Below are 18,571 nucleotides of genomic sequence, written 5' to 3' on the forward strand. Positions count from 1 at the left end.
ATGAGTGAATGGGATTATAAAATTTTTTGGGATGAAGCTGTTAAGCAGTTTAAGGAAGAATTAGCCTTTTCTATATTTTCTATGTGGTTTTTACCGTCCAAATATGAAAAATCTACGGAAAATACCGTATATCTTAGTGTTCCGTCGAAATTTTTTAGAGATCAGATGATTCATAATTATAAGAATAGTATCGAAAAAAAACTGTTTGAGCTGTCAGGTAAAAAAATATCTATAGATTTTATCATCAAACCAAATACTTCCGAAGACCTTTCTAAAGTAGAAAATGAGGTAGGAAATGATAAAAAAACAGATGCCGAAAAGCCGACATCTGCGGAATCCAAGAAAAAATCCGTAAAAACCGAGGGAGGAAGGGGACAGCATCCCGATCTGAGACCTGAATATAATTTTGAGGACTTTGTTGTAGGCCCGAATAATAACTTTGGAGTAAATGCCGCTATAGCCGTTTCTACAAATCCGGGGAGCGCTTATAACCCGTTTTTGATTTATGGCGGGGTAGGCTTGGGAAAAACCCATCTTATGCAGGCTATAGGAAATAAAATATGGGATACGACAAAGCTTAAAGTTATTTATGTTACGGCAGAAAATTTTACAAACGAATTCGTAGAATGTGTACAAAAAAAGATGATGCCTGCTTTTAAAAGTAAGTACCGAAAGGCTGATGTCCTTCTCATAGACGATATCCACTTTTTTCAAGGAAAGGTAGAAACTCAAGAAGAGCTTTTTCATACTTTTAATGAGCTCTACGAAAAAAATAAGCAGATTGTGTTTACGTGCGACCGCCCGCCCGCAGAGCTTAAAAATCTTTCACAGCGTTTAAAATCGAGGTTTGAACGCGGCTTAAATGTAGACTTACAGACTCCGGCCTATGAAATACGCTATGCGATTCTTTTAAAGAAAATGGAAAAACACAGCACAAAAATTCCTAACGAATTTATTGATATGATTGCAAAAAATGTTTCTTCAAATGTGCGTGACTTGGAAGCGGCTTTAACAAAACTTATCGCCTATACGGAGCTTACAAAAAAAACAATGGACGAGGCTACGGCAAAAAATCTTTTAAGAGATATTTTCGGTTCAACCCGCCAACGGAATGTTACCATCGACCTCATTCAAAAAACCGTTGCCGATTATTTTAGTATTTCGATTTCGGACATTAAAAGTAAAAAAAGAACCAAGAGCTTTTCGTTTCCGCGCCAAATTGCCATGTTCCTTTGCAGGGAAATGACCGAGTGTTCTACCACCGAGTTGGGTAACGACTTCGGAGGCAGGGACCACACGACCATCTTGCACGGCTGCAACAAGATTGAAGAGCAAATTGCTGCCGACCCAAGTTTAGAAAAAATTATACATGAACTTAGAAACACGATAAAGGAAAATACTAATAAATAGGTATCTATTGTTGGAACAATGAGCAAAGTTTACCGATAAAGATATCTAAATCACATAAATTCGAACTTTTTAAAATAGTAGCATTGCCATCTTTACTGTTTAGCTTATATCCGAAGTATTTATCTTTTGTAAAAAGCGAATTAATTAACATAGGTTCAATGGCATTTAGTTTATAAAAAAATATAACTTTTTCTTTTTTATATCTTTTTAGAACAATGGCATTTTCAAATAAATCGGCTTGTGTCCAGAAATCAAACTCCCAAGGCAGTATCAATTTATTTTTTGCCCTTGATACGAAAATATGCTTACCAAGGTCTGTTGTTTTCGGCAGTTTTTTATCGGCAAAAGAAATTGTTTTCAAGTTATACTGAGGTCCAAAAGGCGGATTAAACATCTTAATAATAAAAAAAACTCCAAGTATTACAAGAATACCTAAGTAAATAAATTTATCTATACTCATATTTAATACTCCCCGGTATAATATCATTTTTAAGATATTTTTTCTACTTTAAATTATCCGGTTTTTATTCCGATTGGCAGCTTGGGTGTTTTTCTTTTTCCAAGTCTTGAAAAAAAGAGATTTTTGTGGTAGTCTTAAAGCCTTATGGCTGTCGATTTTGTTCATCTTCATGTTCATTCCGATTTTTCTCTTTTAGACGGAGCGGCTTCGGTCAAAGCTCTTGCGGCAAAGGCTGAAAAGCTGGGGCAGACTGCCCTTGCATTGACCGATCACGGCAATATGTTCGGGGCTATAAATTTTTATAATGCCTGTAAAGAAAAAAATATAAAACCCATAATCGGCTGTGAGTTTTATGTGGCTCCCGAAAGCCGGTTTGAAAAAAAAGAAACTCCGGGAGGAAAAAAATACTACCATCTTATTCTCTTGGCAAAGAACGAAACAGGATACCGCAATTTAATGGTGCTTTGCTCTAAGGGATATACTGAGGGCATGTATTATAAGCCGCGTATCGATGATGAGCTTTTGGCACAGTATTCGGAAGGGCTTATATGCTTGTCGGCCTGTCTTGCAGGAGAGCTTCCTGTTCTTTTATTGAACGGCGAAAAAGAAAAGGCCGAAGCCCATGTCCGAAAATACCGTGAAATTTTCGGTGCCGAAAATTATTTTATCGAGCTTCAAGACCATGGACTAAAAGAAGAAAAAAAAGCATCCAAACTTTTAATCGAGATGGCCCGCAAGGTCGGTGTTCCTCTGGTTTTGACCAACGATATTCATTATGTAGAACAAAAAGATTATATAGCTCAAGACATTTTAATGTGTATCGGAATGAAAAAACTTAGAACCGATACTAACCGCATGCAGTTTGAGGGAAGCGAATTTTATTTTAAGTCGGGAGAAGACATGGCTCAACTCTTCCCCGAATATCCCGAAGCAATTTTGAACACTGTCCGTGTTGCTGAAATGTGCAATTTGGAAATCCCTCAACCCGGCCCCATTCTTCCGATATACAAAATCCCTGAAGATTTTAGCTCAAAGGAAGACTATATCAGGCATCTGGCTGAGGAAGGCTTAAAAAAGCGTTATCCCGTTATTACCGATGAAATAAAGAACAGACTTAACTATGAGCTCGATATAGTTATAAAAATGGACTTTGTCGGCTATTTTTTAATTGTTTGGGATTTTATAAACTGGGCAAAAAATAACGGAGTTCCCGTAGGCCCGGGGCGCGGTTCCGGAGCCGGTTCAATCCTTGCATACTCTTTGCGGATTACCGACATAGATCCCCTAAAGTACAACCTCCTTTTTGAACGCTTTTTAAATCCCGAACGGGTTTCGATGCCCGACTTTGACGTAGACTTTTGCTTTGAAAGGCGACAGGAGGTAATAGAGTATGTGCGTCAAAAATACGGGGACGAAAATGTCGGTCAGATTATTACCTTCGGAACCTTAAAACCTAAGGCTGTCGTAAAAGATGTGGGACGGGTTTTAAATATTCCGCTTGCCGATGTAAATGCCATTACAAAGCTCATACCTCCAAAACCCTTAACGGACGGTATAAAAGAGGTTACCTTAAAATACGCTGTTGATGTAGTTCCCGAATTAAAAGAAATGGCCGAAGACCCTCAATATAAAGAGCTTTTTGAAATAAGCATAGCTCTTGAAGGCCGAAACCGTAATTCCAGTCTTCATGCTGCGGGCATCGTTATAGGTAAGACAGCCTTAACCGACTATGTTCCGCTTTACAAGGATTCAAAAACCGGAAAGGTTGCAACTCAGTTTACAATGGACTTAATCGAAAACTGCGGCCTTGTAAAGATGGACTTTTTAGGCTTAAAAACCTTAACCCTTATAAAACATACCGAAGACCTAATCCATAAAAGAGGCGGAGACTGGTTAAAATTTTCTATAGGCGATATTGATTATTCGGATGCGGCTACCTTTAAGATGTTGAGTGAAGGATTGGCGGCTGCAGTTTTCCAGTTTGAAAGTCAGGGAATGCAAAATATTTTAAAGCGTGCAAAGCCCTCCAAAATGGAAGATCTGATTGCTCTAAACGCCTTGTATCGTCCGGGGCCTATGGATTATATCAACCAGTTTATCGAGTCAAAATTCGATAATTCCAAAATCAAATATCCCGACCCTTGCCTTGAAGATATACTTTCCGAAACCTATGGAGTTATCGTTTATCAGGAACAGGTTATGCAGGTTGCCCAAAGAATAGCGGGCTACTCTTTAGGTCAAGCCGATATACTTCGCCGTGCTATGGGAAAGAAAAAAATCGAGGTTATGAAAACCGAAAAAGAAAAGTTTATTAAAGGCGCTCAAGAAAAGGGATTCAGCAGGGAAGATGCCGATAGAATCTTTGAGATTCTTATCCCCTTTGCAGGCTACGGTTTTAATAAGAGCCATGCAGCCGCCTATTCGGTTTTAGCCTTTCAGACTGCTTATCTAAAAGCTCATTTTCCGGCAGAATTTATGGCGGCTAACCTTACCAACGAAATTACCTCTACCGACAAACTTCCCGAATACATTGCCGAAGCCGAAAAGATGGGCCTTAAGATTCTTCCCCCTCATGTAAATTTGTCCGACCCGTATTTTAGCGTTTCCTCCGATGGAAATATTATTTTCGGCCTTTTGGGAATCAAGGGTGTCGGAATGCAGGCGGCTCACGAACTTGTAGAAGAACGCGAAAAGAACGGCAGGTACAAGTCGTTTATCGACTTTTTGGAGAGGAACGATTTGCATACCCAAAATAAGCGGAACCTTGAAGTTATGATTAAAACCGGCTGTTTTGACGGCTTGGGGCAGGAACGTTCTACATTGATGGTAAACCTTGATGCAGCAGTTGCTTACGCTTCCCAAAAAAAAGAAAACGAAAGTACGGGGCAGGGAAGTCTTTTTGAGGGCTCCGGCATAAAAGAGTTTTCGGATTTTGTTTTTGAAAAAATCGAAGAGTTCCCCAAAAAAGAAAAACTGAGGCTTGAAAAAGAGCTGATGGGCTTTTATATTTCAGGACACCCTCTGGATGAATACCGAAAGGTTATAGATAATTCCGCTACCCTGGATATTTCACATCTTGCACGTGCTACCTCAAAAAAAAGATATGTCCTTGTGGGTATGCTTACAGGAGTCAGACAGCATCAAACAAAAAAAGGTGCGATGATGGGTTTCGGAACCTTTGAAGACTTAAACGGAACATTGGATTTGGTTTTTTTTCCAAAGACTTGGGAAAAACATAGAGCGGTTCTTTTACCTGAAACCGTCTGCGGTTTTGCCGGCTCCATCGATAACAGTGACGGGGAGTCTCATTCCTTTTTGGTAGACGAAGTTTTGGAAATTGATAAGTTACAGCAAAAAGCTTTAAGCGAAGTTCATATTGAGCTTGATGAAAATATAACATCGGCAAAAGAATTGACAGGTTTAAAAGACTTCTTATATGAGCGGTCAGGGAATTGCGAGGTTTATATTCATGTAAAAGATGAGGATAAGGCTTATATAATTAAAGCTTCTCCTCAAATTCGAATTCCTTCAACTCCGGAATTTATAGAAGAATTAAATATGCAGTTCGGGGTTGAACAAATTTGGCTTGAATAAAAAAAATGATTAAATTAAAGTATAGGTAGAGAGGTTTATATGATATCATCACTTTTTAATACATTTGGTTTTGCAGTAAAGATTTATTCTTACCTTTGTATTGTTTATATTTTTCTTTCGTGGTTCGGTTCCAATTCACGAGGCGGTTTTCTTTATGAAATTTGTGATCCTTACTTGAGCTGGTTTAGAAGGTTTAAATTTACTCAAATCGGAATGGTAGATTTTTCGCCTATTTTGGCCATCGGGATTTTATCCCTTTTTTCCGGTGTGTTATTCCAAATTGCAGATATGCGGACATTTTCAGTTTTGGGAATTATATTAAACCTTGTAGGTATAGTTTGGTCATTTTTTTCATTCTTACTCAATTTCTTTATTATAATATTGATAATCAGGCTGGTGCTTGATTTTTCCGAAAACTACCGCCAAGGAAATTTTGCAGATATGCTCGACAGGTTTTTGTCTCCTGTTTTTGTTAGAGTTCACAAATTATCCGGCGGAAGATTTATGAGCTTGAGAAAACAGATAATAGTATGCTTAATAGTTTTGATTCTTATACGCTTTTTATTGGGAGCTTTTATAGGATCCTTGAGTGTAATGTTTACCTACTTTAGGTTTGTATGAGCTTATTGAGCTTCGGCCTCAAGTTTTTCCGCTAAGGAGAGGAGGTTTATGCTTGTATGTATTTGTTCCTTTGCGGCAGCAACTTCCTCGCGGAAAAGACCATTATTAACTCCGGCTATAACTGCCCAGTTTGTAATGGTTGCATATGTGCTTGTTTTTCCGCCGCCTAGGATTCCGGTTAAAATCAACTCAATCGATTTTAAAGCATCAATACTCGAAGTTATAAGCTGCTTTGCTTCAGACTCGACCGTGTGCATCAAGCCCTCAATTTGATTTTTATTTTTTAGAGTTGCGGTCTTTTCTGCACGTATTTTTGCAAAGGTTGATCCGACATCGCCTGTGGGTGATAAGCGGTTTTCAAACTTTTCAAATTCGCCCTTGCGGTGTTCAAGCACATTGTAAGAGGTTGTATACTCATTTAAATTTTCATGTTTGTAGAAATTACCGTCTACCAAAATTGTTTTTAGTGTATTTGAAAGTTTTTCGCTGTAAAAGGAATAAAAAAATGTTTTTAAAAATAAAAAAGGTAGTTCTTTTTTGAACTTGCATTCAACCCATAAATTCCGCCATGGGCAAAACTTCATGGATTCCAAATCTCCTACCTTTAAAAGATTAATCATTTGAACCTTAATATTAAACTTTTTTTGCTCATATGACCAAGTTGACCATTTTTGGTTAAAGCGCTCATACCAAGCCTGTTTAAAGTAAATAAACCAATCTTCGCCGCCTGTTAGTTTATACGGCATCCAATTGATGTCTTTTTTGATGTAGCGGGTAATGTCAAGAAGCGGAACTTGTTTTAAAAAGATTCTTATTGCACCGAGGGCTTCAATAGCGTCTTTTATAAATTCGTCCGCTTCTTTTACCATCCTGCTGTCATCATCTATTATTGTTTCTTGTGCATGCATTAAAAATAAGGCTTGCAGGAGATTATGAGGTATATTTTTTTTGGAATAAAGTATTGATGAGAGGACTTCCATTTCGGGCTGTATTGTAAGGGCTTGGCATGAAGCATTTGAATCCGAGATTACATTAAACCTTAGCAGGGTCCTATCCAATGCCAGAGAGCAAAATGACTTCATCCACTCTATGGCTTGAGCGCATAGATACATTTCACTTTTTTCGTCATCGGTTAAATTGGAAAAAACCGAATCAATTTTTCTTAAAAAACCTGTCCTTATGTTTGAGGAAACTTCCGAGCCTATCTTAATTGAAAAAGGATTTGTTTCTTTCATAAGCTTTTCATAGGTTGCGGGTGCAACAAAGGAGCTTACCAGCATATAGAAAGAGCCCTTTCCAGAATCATATGCAGAAAGAAGAGAGGTAAAAAATAATTGAGTTTTTCGTAAATTTTTTAATTCCGTGTAAAAAACACCCGTATAGATATTCTGATTTATATTGATATAAGCTCCGGCCGATCTTTTAAGGCTTTTTGCCATTCTTTTTAAGAGTTCTTCATTGTATATTACTTTTAAAGGAATTGACCGTAAAAAAGATCTTATAGAAAGCCATAAACGGATCAAAAAAGGTTCGCTTGATATGCCTGCATGCTGGTGTTCTATGATTCTTTCTGAAAGGCTGTCTTTTTCTTCCGGTTGTGCCTCACTTCTGAATTCTTCTATACTGTTCTGAATGCTTTCCAGTAAGCTTTGTGTTTCTTCTGTGGATAACGACTTTACTAATTGATCAAATGTTGATAGACCTCTTTCCATATCTTTATATATTATCGTAAATTTTGAAAAAGTCTATAGGGTGTCAAATATACTAATTGCGATATTTTTTAATAGACGGGAAAATCGGTCCCTACGGGAATCGAACCCGTCTTTTAAGATTGAGAATCTCATGTCCTAACCGATAGACGAAGGGACCAAAGATATAGAAAAATTCCCCAGGGAGGATTCGAACCCCCACAAGCAGAACCAGAATCTGCGGTGCTACCATTACACAACCGGGGAATAATAGGACATGAATATATCATCAAATCAAAAAAATGTCAATAAGGTTTTTTGGGCTAAATTTTTTAAGTTCTGCTTTGGAAAAAGCATTTTTTATGTTTAGCTATGTAATGTTTAGCTGCCGTAATTGAATAATTTGCTTTTTTGAGGTATAATCCTTTATACGGAGAATAATTTGAATATTAGGTGGGCTTTAAAATGAAATCACGAAAATTGTTTCTTTTTCTTCTAATGGTCTTAGTGATTTTACTTTTTTTAATTGCCGCTTTTTTCCTTTTTGTTACCATAGCAGAATATCGCCCTAAGGCTGTCGAAAAAGCTGATATAAAGAAGAGTGCAAAAGAACAGCTTTTAAAGACTGATGAGGCTTTGAAGGTTTTAAGCTGGAACATAGGCTATTGCGGTCTTGATGCTCAAAACGACTTTTTTTATGACGGCGGAAAAAACGTAATTGCCCGAAGCAAGGAGGCTGTATTAAATAACCTCGGAAAAGTAAAAGAACTCCTTAAAAAAGAAGATTGCAGTTTTAACCTTTTACAAGAAATCGATGTAAAATCAAGACGCAGCTTTTATATAAACCAAAAAAAAGCCCTATCTGATTTTTTTACCGATTATGATTCCGTTTTTGCAGCAAACTACGATGCCTTGATTGTTCCGGCTCCCATTTTGAATCCCTTGGGAAGAGTAAAAAGCGGTATTTTTACTTTAAGTAAATATGGAATAGAAAATGCAGAAAGACTTCAGCTTCCCGGAGCCTTTTCATGGCCATTAAAAACTGTCAACTTAAAGCGTTGTCTTTTGGTTTCTGAAGTTAAAACCGATGTTCCGGAGAAAAATCTCTATATAATAAATTTACATCTTTCAGCTTACGATGCTGCCGGCGTATTAAGAAAACAGGAGATGGAATTTTTAGGAAACCTTGCTTTAAAATTTTATAATGAAGGACATTGGGTAATTGCCGGAGGAGATTGGAATTCCCTCTTTCCGGGGGTAGAAAAAAATCGTTTTATGCCTTACACTACACCTGAGGAATTTCTTGAATGGATAGAATATTCTCCTGCCGATTTTATCGGTAAGGACTGGAAATGGGGATTTGATAATTCGGTACCGACGGTTCGTCTTTTGGAAAAGCCCTACGTTAAAGGAGAAAATTACACTACGATAATAGATGGGTTTATATGTTCTCCCAATGTTGAAATTGTCGGAGTAAAAACAACAGATTTAAATTTTGAAGTTTCGGATCATCATCCTGTAATTGCAGAATTTAAACTTTTAAAATGATATTTATTCAAAATAAAAATATAAGGAGCAAAAAATGAAAGTAAAACCAGTAACAGTAACCGGCAGCAGTTTAACAATAGAAGACGTTGTAGCTGTTGCCCGCCATGGAGCGGAAGTAAAGCTGTCCGCAGATGCAAAAAAAAGAATCAAAGATTCAAAGAAGATTGTAGATGATATCGTAAAAAGCGGTAAACCTACTTACGGCATTTCGACCGGCTTTGGAGAATTATCCACTGTAACCATTACCAAGGATCAAAACGGTGCTCTGCAGAGGAACTTAATATTGAGCCATGCCTGCGGTGTCGGCAATCCCTTTCCCGAAGACATAGTTAGGGCCATAATGCTTCTAAGGCTTAACACTCATGCGAGCGGTTTTTCGGGAGTAACTCCGGCTGTTCCGGATATTCTTGTAGATATGTTAAACAAGGGAGTAACGCCCTATGTGCCCGAAAAAGGTTCTTTAGGAGCAAGCGGCGACTTGGCAAACCTCGCCCACATTGCCCTTGTAATGATAGGAGAGGGAAAGGCCTATTATGAAGGCAAGCTGATGGAAGGAAAGGCAGCTCTTGCAAAAGCCGGTTTAAAGCCTGTCATCCTTTCGGGAAAAGACGGACTCGGTATAATTAACGGTACACCCGTAATGTCCGGTATAGGAGCCTTAGCCCTGCACGACGCAGAGCAGCTTCTCAAGGCTGCAAATATGGGAGCCTCCTTGGTATTTGAAGCCTTTAGGGGAATTACCGCAGCCCTCGACCCAAGAATCCATAAATCCCGTCCTCACAAGGGACAGATTGATACGGCCGCCTTTATTCTTAAAATGTTAAAGGGCAGTTCTTCTATCAACACAAGAGAAAATGATGTTCAAGACCCTTATACCCTTCGCTGTGTTCCTCAGGTTCATGGAGCAAGTGCCGATGCTATCGCCTATGTGCGCAAGGTTTTAGAGGTAGAAATCAATGCCGTAACCGATAATCCGCTCGTCTTTCCGGACAATAAAGATGTTATTTCAGGCGGAAACTTCCACGGTCAGCCCATTGCTATTACTATGGACTTCTTGGGAATTGCCGTCAGCGAGCTTGCAAACATAAGCGAGCGCCGAATCGAGCGTCTTGTAAACCCGCAGTTAAACGGAGGTCTTCCCGCCTTCTTAATAGAGAACGGCGGAGTAAATTCAGGCTTTATGATTCCTCAATATACGGCGGCCTCCCTTGTTTCGGAAAACAAGGTATTGGCTCATCCTGCCAGCGTTGACTCCATTACCTCATCAGGAAACAAGGAAGACCATGTAAGTATGGGAACAACCGCTGCCCGAAAAATAACCGAAATCGTTAAAAACGTACGCCATGTTCTTGCTATTGAGTGGCTTACGGCTGCTCAAGCCTGCGATTTAAGGGGAGTAAAAAAGTACGGCAAGGGAACAGGCGAGATGATGAAGCTTATCCGAAAACACATCTCCAAGGTTACCGAAGACCGAATTCTTTATAACGACATTATGAAAGCTCTTGAGATTATTTCAAATGATGAAAACATTGAAATGATTGAAAATGCTGCTAAGTAAAAAGAAATGAAACCGCAGAGGACGCAAAGGTTTAATTGATAATTGTGCCGACACGAGAGACGTTACTAGATCCTTTACCGCGTTGAGAAGTGTACTTGATGTACGCCTCTCAACAGCTTTGCGGTCTTGGTGTCCCTTGCGGTTTTTTTTCGTTTTTTATGTTTAACCGCTTAGTTTATAGAAATCTCCGCTTATTCCGAATATTTTCCTATGCTTCTTATCTTTTTGCTTCGGTATTTTACCAAAACAGCGGGATCGCGTTTTGTAAGGTCGTCTAAATCTTTTATGATTTGCTCCTTTATAGCATCTGCGGTTTTTTGGGGATCGGTGTGAGCTCCTTTTTCGGGCTCGGGTATGATGCCGTTGATAACCTTTAGATCAAGAACTTCTTGGCTGGTAATTTTAAGCATTGCGGCTGCATCCTTTGCCCTGCTTGAATCCCTCAATAGGATTGAAGCGCATCCTTCCGGGGATATGACCGAGAAGATAGCATTTTCAAGCATGTAAATCTTGTCTCCGACTCCTATGCCTAGGGCTCCGCCGGAACCTCCTTCGCCTATGATTATGCAGATTACGGGGGTTTTTAGGCGGCTGAATTCCCGCAAGTTAAAGGCGATGGCTTCTCCGATTCCTCTTTCTTCGGCACCAAGGCCGGGGTAGGCTCCTTGAGTGTCGATAAAGGTAATAATCGGTCTTTTAAATTTTTCGGCCTGTTTTGCAAGGCGCATGGCTTTGCGGTAGCCTTCAGGGTTTGCCATACCTCCGTTCCTGTCGATGGTTTCGCGCAAGTTTCTTCCCTTTTGGGTGCCGATTACCGTAACCGGCCTTCCGTCGATAAAGCCTATTCCGCCTATCATGGCAGGGTCATCGCCGAAAAATCTATCGCCGTGAAGCTCGGTAAAATTATCAAAAATCAAGTTGATGTAGTCCAAGGTTCTGGGCCTGTCGCTGTGGCGGGCGAGTTCTACCCTTTCCCATGTTTTGGAAAGAGCTGTTGAGCTTTCAAGTTTTGCATTTATTTTTGCAAGCTCTTCGCTTATATCAAGCCCCGCCTTTTGGGCTATATCCTTTAAATTATTTAACAAGTTTGTTTGATCTACGCCGCTCATTAGTTCTCTCCTACTGTCTTTTTCTTTTTCGGGGTTTCTTTAAGGCCGAGGCTGTGAGCGTCAATCATGCGGGCAAAAAATTGCCTTTGCTCTTGGCGCGGCACTATACAGTCCACAAAACCCTTTTCCAACTGAAATTCCGCCCTCTGAAAGCCTTCGGGCAGTTGCTGACGGATAGTGCCTTCGATAACTCTGGGGCCTGCAAAGCCGATAAGGGCTCCCGGCTCCGCTGCCGTTATATCTCCGAGCATTGCAAAACTTGCCGTAACACCTCCGGTGGTCGGGTCGCATAGCATTATAAAAAGAGGAACTCCTTTTTCATCCAACTCGGCGGCCGCACTTGAAGTTTTGGCCATCTGCATTAAAGAAAAAAGCCCTTCCTGCATTCGTGCTCCGCCTGAAGTCGCATAGATAATTACAGGTATCCTTTCGGCAGCTCCCTTTAGCATAAGCCGCGAAATTTTTTCGCCTACAACGGAGCCCATAGAGCCTCCCATAAAGTGAAAGGACATGAGGGCTAAAAGGGCATCTCTTCCTTTAATCTTACAAGAGCCTGTAATAACGGCTTCGTTTAAGGCCGCTTTTTCTTCGGCCGCCGAAATCTTTTCTTCATAACCTTCCATTTCGATGGGGTTACATGTTTTGAGGTTTGGATACAGCTCTTGAAACGAATTTTCGTCGGTCAGATAGGTAATCCTTTGCCTCGGTTCTATGCGTAAATGGCAATTACAATGAGGACAAACCATCAGGTTATCTGTAAAAACCTCTTCATCGTATGATACTTTACAACTAGGACAATCCATTTAAGTCTCCTATAAAAAGTCAATGAGAAAATATCAATTTTCGATTTGACTTTTTACGCCGTTTCGCAACACCTTTGAGAAACGGCAATCAATAATGCGATGTTTTGTGCAAAGCACAAAACTCGTCAGATAAACAGTGAGGCGGAATTCCTGCCGAACTGTTTATCAACTCTCCTTACTTATTTCCAAAAAGTTCTTCATAGAGCCCTGTACCGAAAACTCCCGATTTGAACTTTTTCGAGTTAAGTATAATCTTTTGTTCTTCAATATTGCAGGTAATACCTTCAATTTTAAGCTCATCGAGGGCGCAAAGCAGCTTTTGAATGGCATTAGCCCTGTCTGCCCCGTGAACGATGAGTTTAGCCGTCATCGAGTCATAAAACGGAACTACCGAATAGCCTTGATATAAAAAGCTGTCAAAACGCACTCCGTTTCCTCCGGGAACCCTTAAATTCTTTATAAGTCCGGGAGAGCGGGCATTTATTCTGGCTTCGATAGCCCAGCCCTTGGTAGGCAAAATTCCTTGGGCAAACTTCATATTTTCCCCTGTACAAACACGGATTTGTTCTGCAATTATATCGGTGCCGGTAATCATCTCCGAAACTGGATGCTCTACCTGAATTCGGGCGTTTACTTCCATAAAGTAGAAATTATTGCCCGATACGAGGAACTCGATTGTTCCCGCCCCGCGGTATTTAAGGGAAGAAAAAAGGCTGACAGCTCCCTTACACATGGCTTCCCGCATTTCCTCGCTTACGGCCGGAGAGGGGCTTTCTTCTATCAGCTTTTGATGATTTTTTTGAACCGAACAATCCCTTTCACCCAAAACGGAAACGGCTCCTTTTCCATTGCCTAGAATTTGAAGCTCTACATGGCGCGGATCTACCAGATATTTTTCGATATAAACTGTGCCGTCGGCAAAATTGGCTTCGGCTTCGGCGGAAGCAATTTTTAGGTTTTCGGCTAATTCCGATTCTTTATAGACGATGCGCATCCCTTTTCCGCCGCCGCCTGAGGCTGCCTTGATGATGACGGGATAGCCGCATTTTTCTGCCGTTTTTTTAGCTTCGGCTAATTCTTTTATCGCCCCGTCCGAGCCGGGGGTTACGGGAAGGCCGCTTTTTACGGCTGTTTCGCGGGCACGGACCTTATCGCCGAGCATTTCGATTGTGTCGGGTTTTGGCCCTATCCAAAAAAGCCCTGCATTTTCTACCTCTCGGGCAAAACCTGCGTTTTCCGATAAAAAGCCTACCCCCGGATGTACAGCCTCACAGGAAGTGCAAAGGGCTGCCGTGATTAGAGCTTCCCTGTTAAGATAGCTTTTAGCCGAGGGGGGCGGGCCTATGCAGACAGCCTCATCAGCTAAAAGTACATGGAGGCAGTCCTTGTCCGCCGTAGAGTAAACGGCGACGGTTTTTATTCCCATTTCGCGGCAGGAGCGGATAACCCTCACGGCTATCTCGCCTCTGTTGGCGATAAGTATTTTTTTAATCATAGGAACCTTCCTACTTAGCCTTTATCTTAAACAAGACCTGATCGAATTCTACAAGGTCTCCGTTTGAAACTAAGATTTCCTCTATAACTCCGTCATATTCACATTCGAGGGTATTCATCATCTTCATAGCCTCAAGCACACAAAGGGGCTGCCCTTTTTTTACCGAGCTGCCTTTTTCAACATAGGGCGGAGAATCGGGAGACGGTGCCCTGTAAAAGGTTCCGACAATGGGGCTTTTTACTTCGAGCAGGTTTTGAGCCGATGAAGCTGCGGGTGAGGCTTGAGCCGGCTCTTTTGCAGCAGGACTTGCTGCCTGAGGCGCTGCCGCTTGCCCGGTTGTTCCTGCCGGAGCTGTCTGGATGCCCGCCGAAAGGCCGGATTGAAATCCTGCCGGCATCGCCGGATATGGCATAGGATAGGCTGTCTGTGCTCCTGCATACGCACCTGACTGAATGGCAGCTTCCTTTTTAGGAAAGGCTCCTTCTTTTTTTAAGATAAGCTCACAGTCGTCCTGCTTTATCTGCAAGACCACAGCATCGCCTTTTTCAAACTTTTCTATCACTTTCAAAATAAAATCTTCTTTCATAAAATCTCCTTAAAGTTTTATTTTTATTTATTTAACCGTAAAGGCCGTCATTTTATCATTTATACAGGCAGAGTGTCTATCCCTGTTCTTTTACAATCCAGTGTCCGTCTTTGGCACTGCCGATATATTCAATCTTGTTATCTTTTCTTAGTTTAGCTATATCCCGCTCTATAGTCCGTTTAGATACATTTAAAAGGTCTTTAAGTCTATCTGCTGTCATAGCACTATCGCTTTCTATATATTTTATTATCTTTTCCAGTCTATCTTTTGTGCTTATTTTTTGACCGTCATTTTGACCGTCATTTTGACCGTCATTTTGACCGTCATTTTGACCGTCATTTTGGATATCATAATTTCGATTGAATAAGGTAACTATTACCCCGTTATCGGAAATATAATATTCGGGTTGTTTTTTAAAATGTGCATAATCTTCAAATATTCTGCGTACACCCGAAGCATAATTTTCAATAACATCGGCTTTATCCAGAGTATCTACGATAATTTTATTTCTTTTTGCAACCATGCCCATTTTTATGTTTTCCAATGTCAATCCGTCAGGCAAGCTGCCGGGAGAAAAAATTTGAACCCTATCGTCGTAAAATTCTATTTTTATATCTCCGCTTAAAGTCCAATCCCTATGACAATAACAGTTTACGATAGCTTCTCTGAGAGCTCTTTCAGGAATATCTAAATATTCATCCCGTTCAGGTTTTCCGGTAATGGTGATTTTTTTTCGGTTTGATAAATTGGCAAAATAGAGAATATCATCTAATTGTTTTAAGATGGAACCTGTAAATTCTTTTTTATCCAAAAAGACATTTACCGTAGTGCCTTGAAAAACTGCAAATTTACTGATAGTGGGATTTTGGTCGCTCAATAAGAGAGCTGCATTATTGTATTTGTCATCTTTATCGATGAGGGATAGAGCATATTTGTCAAAGAGAACTCCTTTTTCTTTAAATCTATTTTCTACATAATTAAAGGTTAAATCATCCCGATGACATAACAAACGCTCATAATCATGCTGATTATGCTGCCGTATCATCCTTTGGATTTCGTCAAAACTTGCAAGTCTTTTTGTACTGCTGACTCTGACATATACACCTTTTGTATTAAAGCCTTCTCCGTCTTTATAAAAATAAGGTCTTTCTTTTCCCTTAAAAATTTTGATTCTAAAGGGAGTTTCGTTTGGATAGATATATATTAAGTTTGTTACATCGGGATTAAAAGCGTTTACAATCCAATTTGAAAGTATTTCTTCCCATACTTTCTTTTTTTCGTTTATAAGATCATAATGTATAGTTCCGCTGTCATCAACTCCTAAATAGATTTCTCCATTGGTGCTATTTAAAAAAGAGACGATTTCAGCTTTAAGTGCACTTTGTTTTTTAGGAATATCGATTTTAAACTCTTTATTATAATCTTCCATATTTTATAATTATCCGCTAATGGTATTTTCCAATTCCGCTAAGTATTTGTCAAAATCGGAAACAAAGGTCTTATCCTGAATGATGCGGTATTTTTCAAATTCGGATTCGGCAAAACTTTTTGCAATCGCTGCCGATACCTTACCCTTGTCTTTTAAAATAGCTTCTTCGTTGAACTCCAAAAAAACATCCAGTTTTTTAGCCCAGTCTTCCATTGTCATTGGGATTTTCTTTTTTGCCTGCCGTTCAGCATAGTCCAAATACATGGAAACAAATTGATTTAAATCCTGCAATTCCATTTCGGATAAGTAATTTTTTGCAATGCTGACATCGCTCTTTAATATTTTACCCTTAGGTGAATTTTTCCATGAAGTAAGCCCCATGTTTTTCTTTTGATGATCGGCTCGTGTATAAATAACTTCCGCAGCAGTAGAGCCGTGAATTGCATAGTGCAGCTTATTTTGTACGGTTGCAAAAAATGTCTTTGAGATTATGGAGTTGGGAGAATAATCTGAGGCTGTCGCATAAATATCCGTTATTTTTTGATAGAACTTGCGCTCACTTGCACGGATTTCTCTTATTTCATCAAGCAGATGGTCAAAATAGTTTTCATCGAAAATTTGTCCGTTTTCCAAGCGGGTTTTATCAAGTACATAGCCTTTAATGGTAAATTGTTTTAATACATCCGTTGCCCATTTACGGAACTGAGTTGCTCGAACGGAGTTAATACGGTATCCTACGGAAATAATGGCATCAAGATTGTAGAATTTCATTCGGTAGGATTTACCATCTGAGGCAGTTGCCGAGGAATCCTCGGTAACTGAAACTTGTTCCAACTCACCTGACTTGAATATGTTTTTTAAGTGTAGGGCAATATTATCGATTGAGCAATCAAATAATTGAGCCATCGATTTTTGTGTCAGCCAAATATTCTCGTCATGCAATCGAACCTGTATACCATCTCCGCCCGTTTGCTTAGTAAAAATGAGAAAATCGCTGACACTGTTCCGCACCTGAATATCTTTTGCCATTACCTCATTTAAATCCTGTCGAACCTTTCTACTTCGGCTTCGTAGTTGATGCCTTCGACATCAAAGCCGTTTGAGGCTAAAAAGTCGTGGCGGTAGCCGGCAAGGTCGGTTAGGCTTTCGGCGTTTTCGCTTGTTACCTTTTCCATTAAAGCTGAAACTGCCTTTTGAACATCTTCTTCAAGCTCCCAGTCGTCAATACGGATTCTGTTTTCTTCATCGACGGGAATTGTGCCGTCTTTACGGTAGAGCCTTTCGGCATAAAGGCGGGTAATCTGTTCGATACAGCCCTCGTGGTTTCCTTTTTCTTTCATAACCTTAAACAAGGAAGCGAGATATAGAGGAATTACGGGGATTACCGCACTTGCCCTTGTTACCAAGCCCTTGTTTACCGAAACGAAGGCCCGTATTGACGGGTTTTCTTTGTTTAGGCGGTGGGCTGTTGCTTCAAGGTGTTCTTTCGCTTTTCCTATGGTGCCCTTTCGGTAGAGGGCCTGCGTGGCTTCCGGGCCGATATAGGAATAGGCTAGGGTAATGCAGCCTTTTTCTAAAAGGCCTTCCTTTGAAAGCCGATTTATCCAGCGTTCCCAGTCTTCTCCTCCCATAACCTTAACGGTTGCAGCGGCTTCTTCATCGTTTGCAGGTTCGGCGGAGATCTCTTTTAGTTCTCCGGTAAAGGGATCGACCGTCTTGCCTGTAAAGGTTTTGCCGAAGGGCTTTAAGACGGACTTGTGCATTATGCCTGTGTCGGGATCGGTTCTTACAGGGCTTGCCAAACTGTAAACTATAAGATCGAATTTAATTCCTTTCTTTTTGGCTTCTTCGATTACTTGTGCCTTGATTTCATCGGAAAAGGCATCTCCGTCTATAGTTACGGAATAAAGGCCTTCCCTTTTTGCTGCCTCGTCAAAGGCAAGGTTGTTGTACCAGCCGGGTGTGCCGTACTTTGTTTCGCTTCCGGCCTTTTCAAAGGAAACGCCGATAGTGCCGGCTCCATAGCCGAATGCTGCCGCTATTCGGCTTGCAAGGCCATAACCGTTAGAGCAGCCAAGTACCAGCACATTTTTAGGTGCCTTTGCTCCGGCTTTTACCTCAGTGGTAATTCTCTTTTTTGTGTACTCTATTTGATCCTCAACGCCTTTTTTGCATCCTTGCGGATGAGCGTTTAGACAAATATTGTTCCTAACCATAGGTTTTACAATCATATCATACCTCCATTCCTCATAGTATATAATATTTTATAA

Annotated in this window: 14 protein-coding genes and 2 tRNA genes; 5 read left to right on the forward strand and 11 right to left on the reverse strand. The window is 40.3% G+C overall.

The window, feature by feature from the left end; genetic code table 11:
* Positions 1–1,410, forward strand: coding sequence for a chromosomal replication initiator protein DnaA (gene dnaA / locus HO345_RS00005; protein ID WP_253683273.1), 1,410 nt, complete (start codon positions 1–3; stop codon positions 1,408–1,410).
* 4 nt (positions 1,411–1,414) lie between these two features.
* Here dnaA and HO345_RS00010 read toward each other — a convergent pair whose 3' ends face one another.
* Positions 1,415–1,870 carry a hypothetical protein gene (locus tag HO345_RS00010; RefSeq protein ID WP_253683274.1) on the reverse strand — a complete coding sequence of 152 codons (456 nt, stop codon included), beginning with the start codon at positions 1,868–1,870 and terminating at the stop codon, positions 1,415–1,417.
* A 144-nt stretch (positions 1,871–2,014) separates the two neighbouring features.
* Between HO345_RS00010 and dnaE the strand changes: the two genes are divergently transcribed.
* Together dnaE and HO345_RS00020 are read left to right on the forward strand one after the other, a co-directional pair.
* The gene (dnaE, locus tag HO345_RS00015; protein WP_253683275.1) at positions 2,015–5,464 is read left to right on the forward strand and encodes a DNA polymerase III subunit alpha; all 3,450 of its coding nucleotides are present in this window, start codon (positions 2,015–2,017) and stop codon (positions 5,462–5,464) included.
* A 39-nt stretch (positions 5,465–5,503) separates the two neighbouring features.
* On the forward strand, positions 5,504–6,085 hold the full coding sequence (locus HO345_RS00020) for a YggT family protein (RefSeq protein WP_010694516.1): 582 nt from the start codon (positions 5,504–5,506) through the stop codon (positions 6,083–6,085).
* 2 nt (positions 6,086–6,087) lie between these two features.
* On the opposite strand, the gene HO345_RS00025 is transcribed toward HO345_RS00020, so the two are convergent.
* The 3 genes from HO345_RS00025 to HO345_RS00035 form a co-directional block, all read right to left on the reverse strand.
* Positions 6,088–7,797, reverse strand: coding sequence for a DUF5312 domain-containing protein (locus HO345_RS00025; protein WP_253683276.1), 1,710 nt, complete (start codon positions 7,795–7,797; stop codon positions 6,088–6,090).
* A gap of 85 nt (positions 7,798–7,882) precedes the next feature.
* Positions 7,883–7,954 (reverse strand) — tRNA-Glu (locus tag HO345_RS00030).
* 15 nt (positions 7,955–7,969) lie between these two features.
* Positions 7,970–8,040, reverse strand: a tRNA-Gln gene (locus HO345_RS00035).
* 198 nt (positions 8,041–8,238) lie between these two features.
* Between HO345_RS00035 and HO345_RS00040 the strand changes: the two genes are divergently transcribed.
* Entirely contained in the window at positions 8,239–9,321 is a 1,083-nt protein-coding gene (locus HO345_RS00040; RefSeq protein ID WP_253683277.1) for an endonuclease/exonuclease/phosphatase family protein, read from the forward strand.
* Positions 9,322–9,355: 34 nt separating this feature from the next.
* A complete protein-coding gene (gene hutH, locus HO345_RS00045; RefSeq protein ID WP_253683278.1) occupies positions 9,356–10,879 on the forward strand; it encodes a histidine ammonia-lyase in 1,524 nt (507 codons plus the stop codon).
* Between the two features lie 191 nt (positions 10,880–11,070).
* Here the strand turns inward: hutH and HO345_RS00050 are convergent, their stop codons facing one another.
* The 7 genes from HO345_RS00050 to fabV form a co-directional block, all read right to left on the reverse strand.
* Complete coding sequence (locus tag HO345_RS00050) at positions 11,071–11,988, reverse strand: acetyl-CoA carboxylase carboxyltransferase subunit alpha (RefSeq protein WP_253680943.1); 918 nt, start codon at positions 11,986–11,988, stop codon at positions 11,071–11,073.
* Positions 11,988–12,791 (reverse strand): acetyl-CoA carboxylase, carboxyltransferase subunit beta, encoded by an 804-nt coding sequence (gene accD, locus HO345_RS00055; RefSeq protein ID WP_253680941.1) that lies wholly within the window; start codon positions 12,789–12,791, stop codon positions 11,988–11,990. Before accD ends, HO345_RS00050 begins: the two co-directional genes overlap by 1 nt.
* A 175-nt stretch (positions 12,792–12,966) precedes the next feature.
* Complete coding sequence (locus HO345_RS00060) at positions 12,967–14,286, reverse strand: acetyl-CoA carboxylase biotin carboxylase subunit (protein ID WP_253683279.1); 1,320 nt, start codon at positions 14,284–14,286, stop codon at positions 12,967–12,969.
* Between the two features lie 10 nt (positions 14,287–14,296).
* A complete protein-coding gene (accB, locus tag HO345_RS00065; RefSeq protein ID WP_253683280.1) occupies positions 14,297–14,872 on the reverse strand; it encodes an acetyl-CoA carboxylase biotin carboxyl carrier protein in 576 nt (191 codons plus the stop codon).
* A gap of 76 nt (positions 14,873–14,948) precedes the next feature.
* A complete protein-coding gene (locus HO345_RS00070; protein ID WP_253683281.1) occupies positions 14,949–16,301 on the reverse strand; it encodes an ATP-binding protein in 1,353 nt (450 codons plus the stop codon).
* A gap of 9 nt (positions 16,302–16,310) precedes the next feature.
* Positions 16,311–17,330, reverse strand: coding sequence for a virulence RhuM family protein (locus HO345_RS00075; RefSeq protein WP_010694534.1), 1,020 nt, complete (start codon positions 17,328–17,330; stop codon positions 16,311–16,313).
* An 8-nt stretch (positions 17,331–17,338) separates the two neighbouring features.
* The gene (gene fabV / locus HO345_RS00080; protein ID WP_253683282.1) at positions 17,339–18,532 is read right to left on the reverse strand and encodes an enoyl-ACP reductase FabV; all 1,194 of its coding nucleotides are present in this window, start codon (positions 18,530–18,532) and stop codon (positions 17,339–17,341) included.
* Positions 18,533–18,571: the final 39 nt, after the last annotated feature.

It is taken from the genome of Treponema denticola (assembly GCF_024181645.1).
GTDB classification, from domain to species: domain Bacteria; phylum Spirochaetota; class Spirochaetia; order Treponematales; family Treponemataceae; genus Treponema_B; species Treponema_B denticola_A.

What these genes read in the sequence shown, in the direction of transcription:
- dnaA (WP_253683273.1), top strand. Translation starts at nt 1, where the DNA reads ATGAGTGAATGGGATTATAAAATTTTTTGGGATGAAGCTGTTAAGCAG.
- HO345_RS00010 (WP_253683274.1), bottom strand. Translation starts at nt 1,870, where the DNA reads ATGAGTATAGATAAATTTATTTACTTAGGTATTCTTGTAATACTTGGA.
- dnaE (WP_253683275.1), top strand. Translation starts at nt 2,015, where the DNA reads ATGGCTGTCGATTTTGTTCATCTTCATGTTCATTCCGATTTTTCTCTT.
- HO345_RS00020 (WP_010694516.1), top strand. Translation starts at nt 5,504, where the DNA reads ATGATATCATCACTTTTTAATACATTTGGTTTTGCAGTAAAGATTTAT.
- HO345_RS00025 (WP_253683276.1), bottom strand. Translation starts at nt 7,797, where the DNA reads ATGGAAAGAGGTCTATCAACATTTGATCAATTAGTAAAGTCGTTATCC.
- HO345_RS00040 (WP_253683277.1), top strand. Translation starts at nt 8,239, where the DNA reads ATGAAATCACGAAAATTGTTTCTTTTTCTTCTAATGGTCTTAGTGATT.
- hutH (WP_253683278.1), top strand. Translation starts at nt 9,356, where the DNA reads ATGAAAGTAAAACCAGTAACAGTAACCGGCAGCAGTTTAACAATAGAA.
- HO345_RS00050 (WP_253680943.1), bottom strand. Translation starts at nt 11,988, where the DNA reads ATGAGCGGCGTAGATCAAACAAACTTGTTAAATAATTTAAAGGATATA.
- accD (WP_253680941.1), bottom strand. Translation starts at nt 12,791, where the DNA reads ATGGATTGTCCTAGTTGTAAAGTATCATACGATGAAGAGGTTTTTACA.
- HO345_RS00060 (WP_253683279.1), bottom strand. Translation starts at nt 14,286, where the DNA reads ATGATTAAAAAAATACTTATCGCCAACAGAGGCGAGATAGCCGTGAGG.
- accB (WP_253683280.1), bottom strand. Translation starts at nt 14,872, where the DNA reads ATGAAAGAAGATTTTATTTTGAAAGTGATAGAAAAGTTTGAAAAAGGC.
- HO345_RS00070 (WP_253683281.1), bottom strand. Translation starts at nt 16,301, where the DNA reads ATGGAAGATTATAATAAAGAGTTTAAAATCGATATTCCTAAAAAACAA.
- HO345_RS00075 (WP_010694534.1), bottom strand. Translation starts at nt 17,330, where the DNA reads ATGGCAAAAGATATTCAGGTGCGGAACAGTGTCAGCGATTTTCTCATT.
- fabV (WP_253683282.1), bottom strand. Translation starts at nt 18,532, where the DNA reads ATGATTGTAAAACCTATGGTTAGGAACAATATTTGTCTAAACGCTCAT.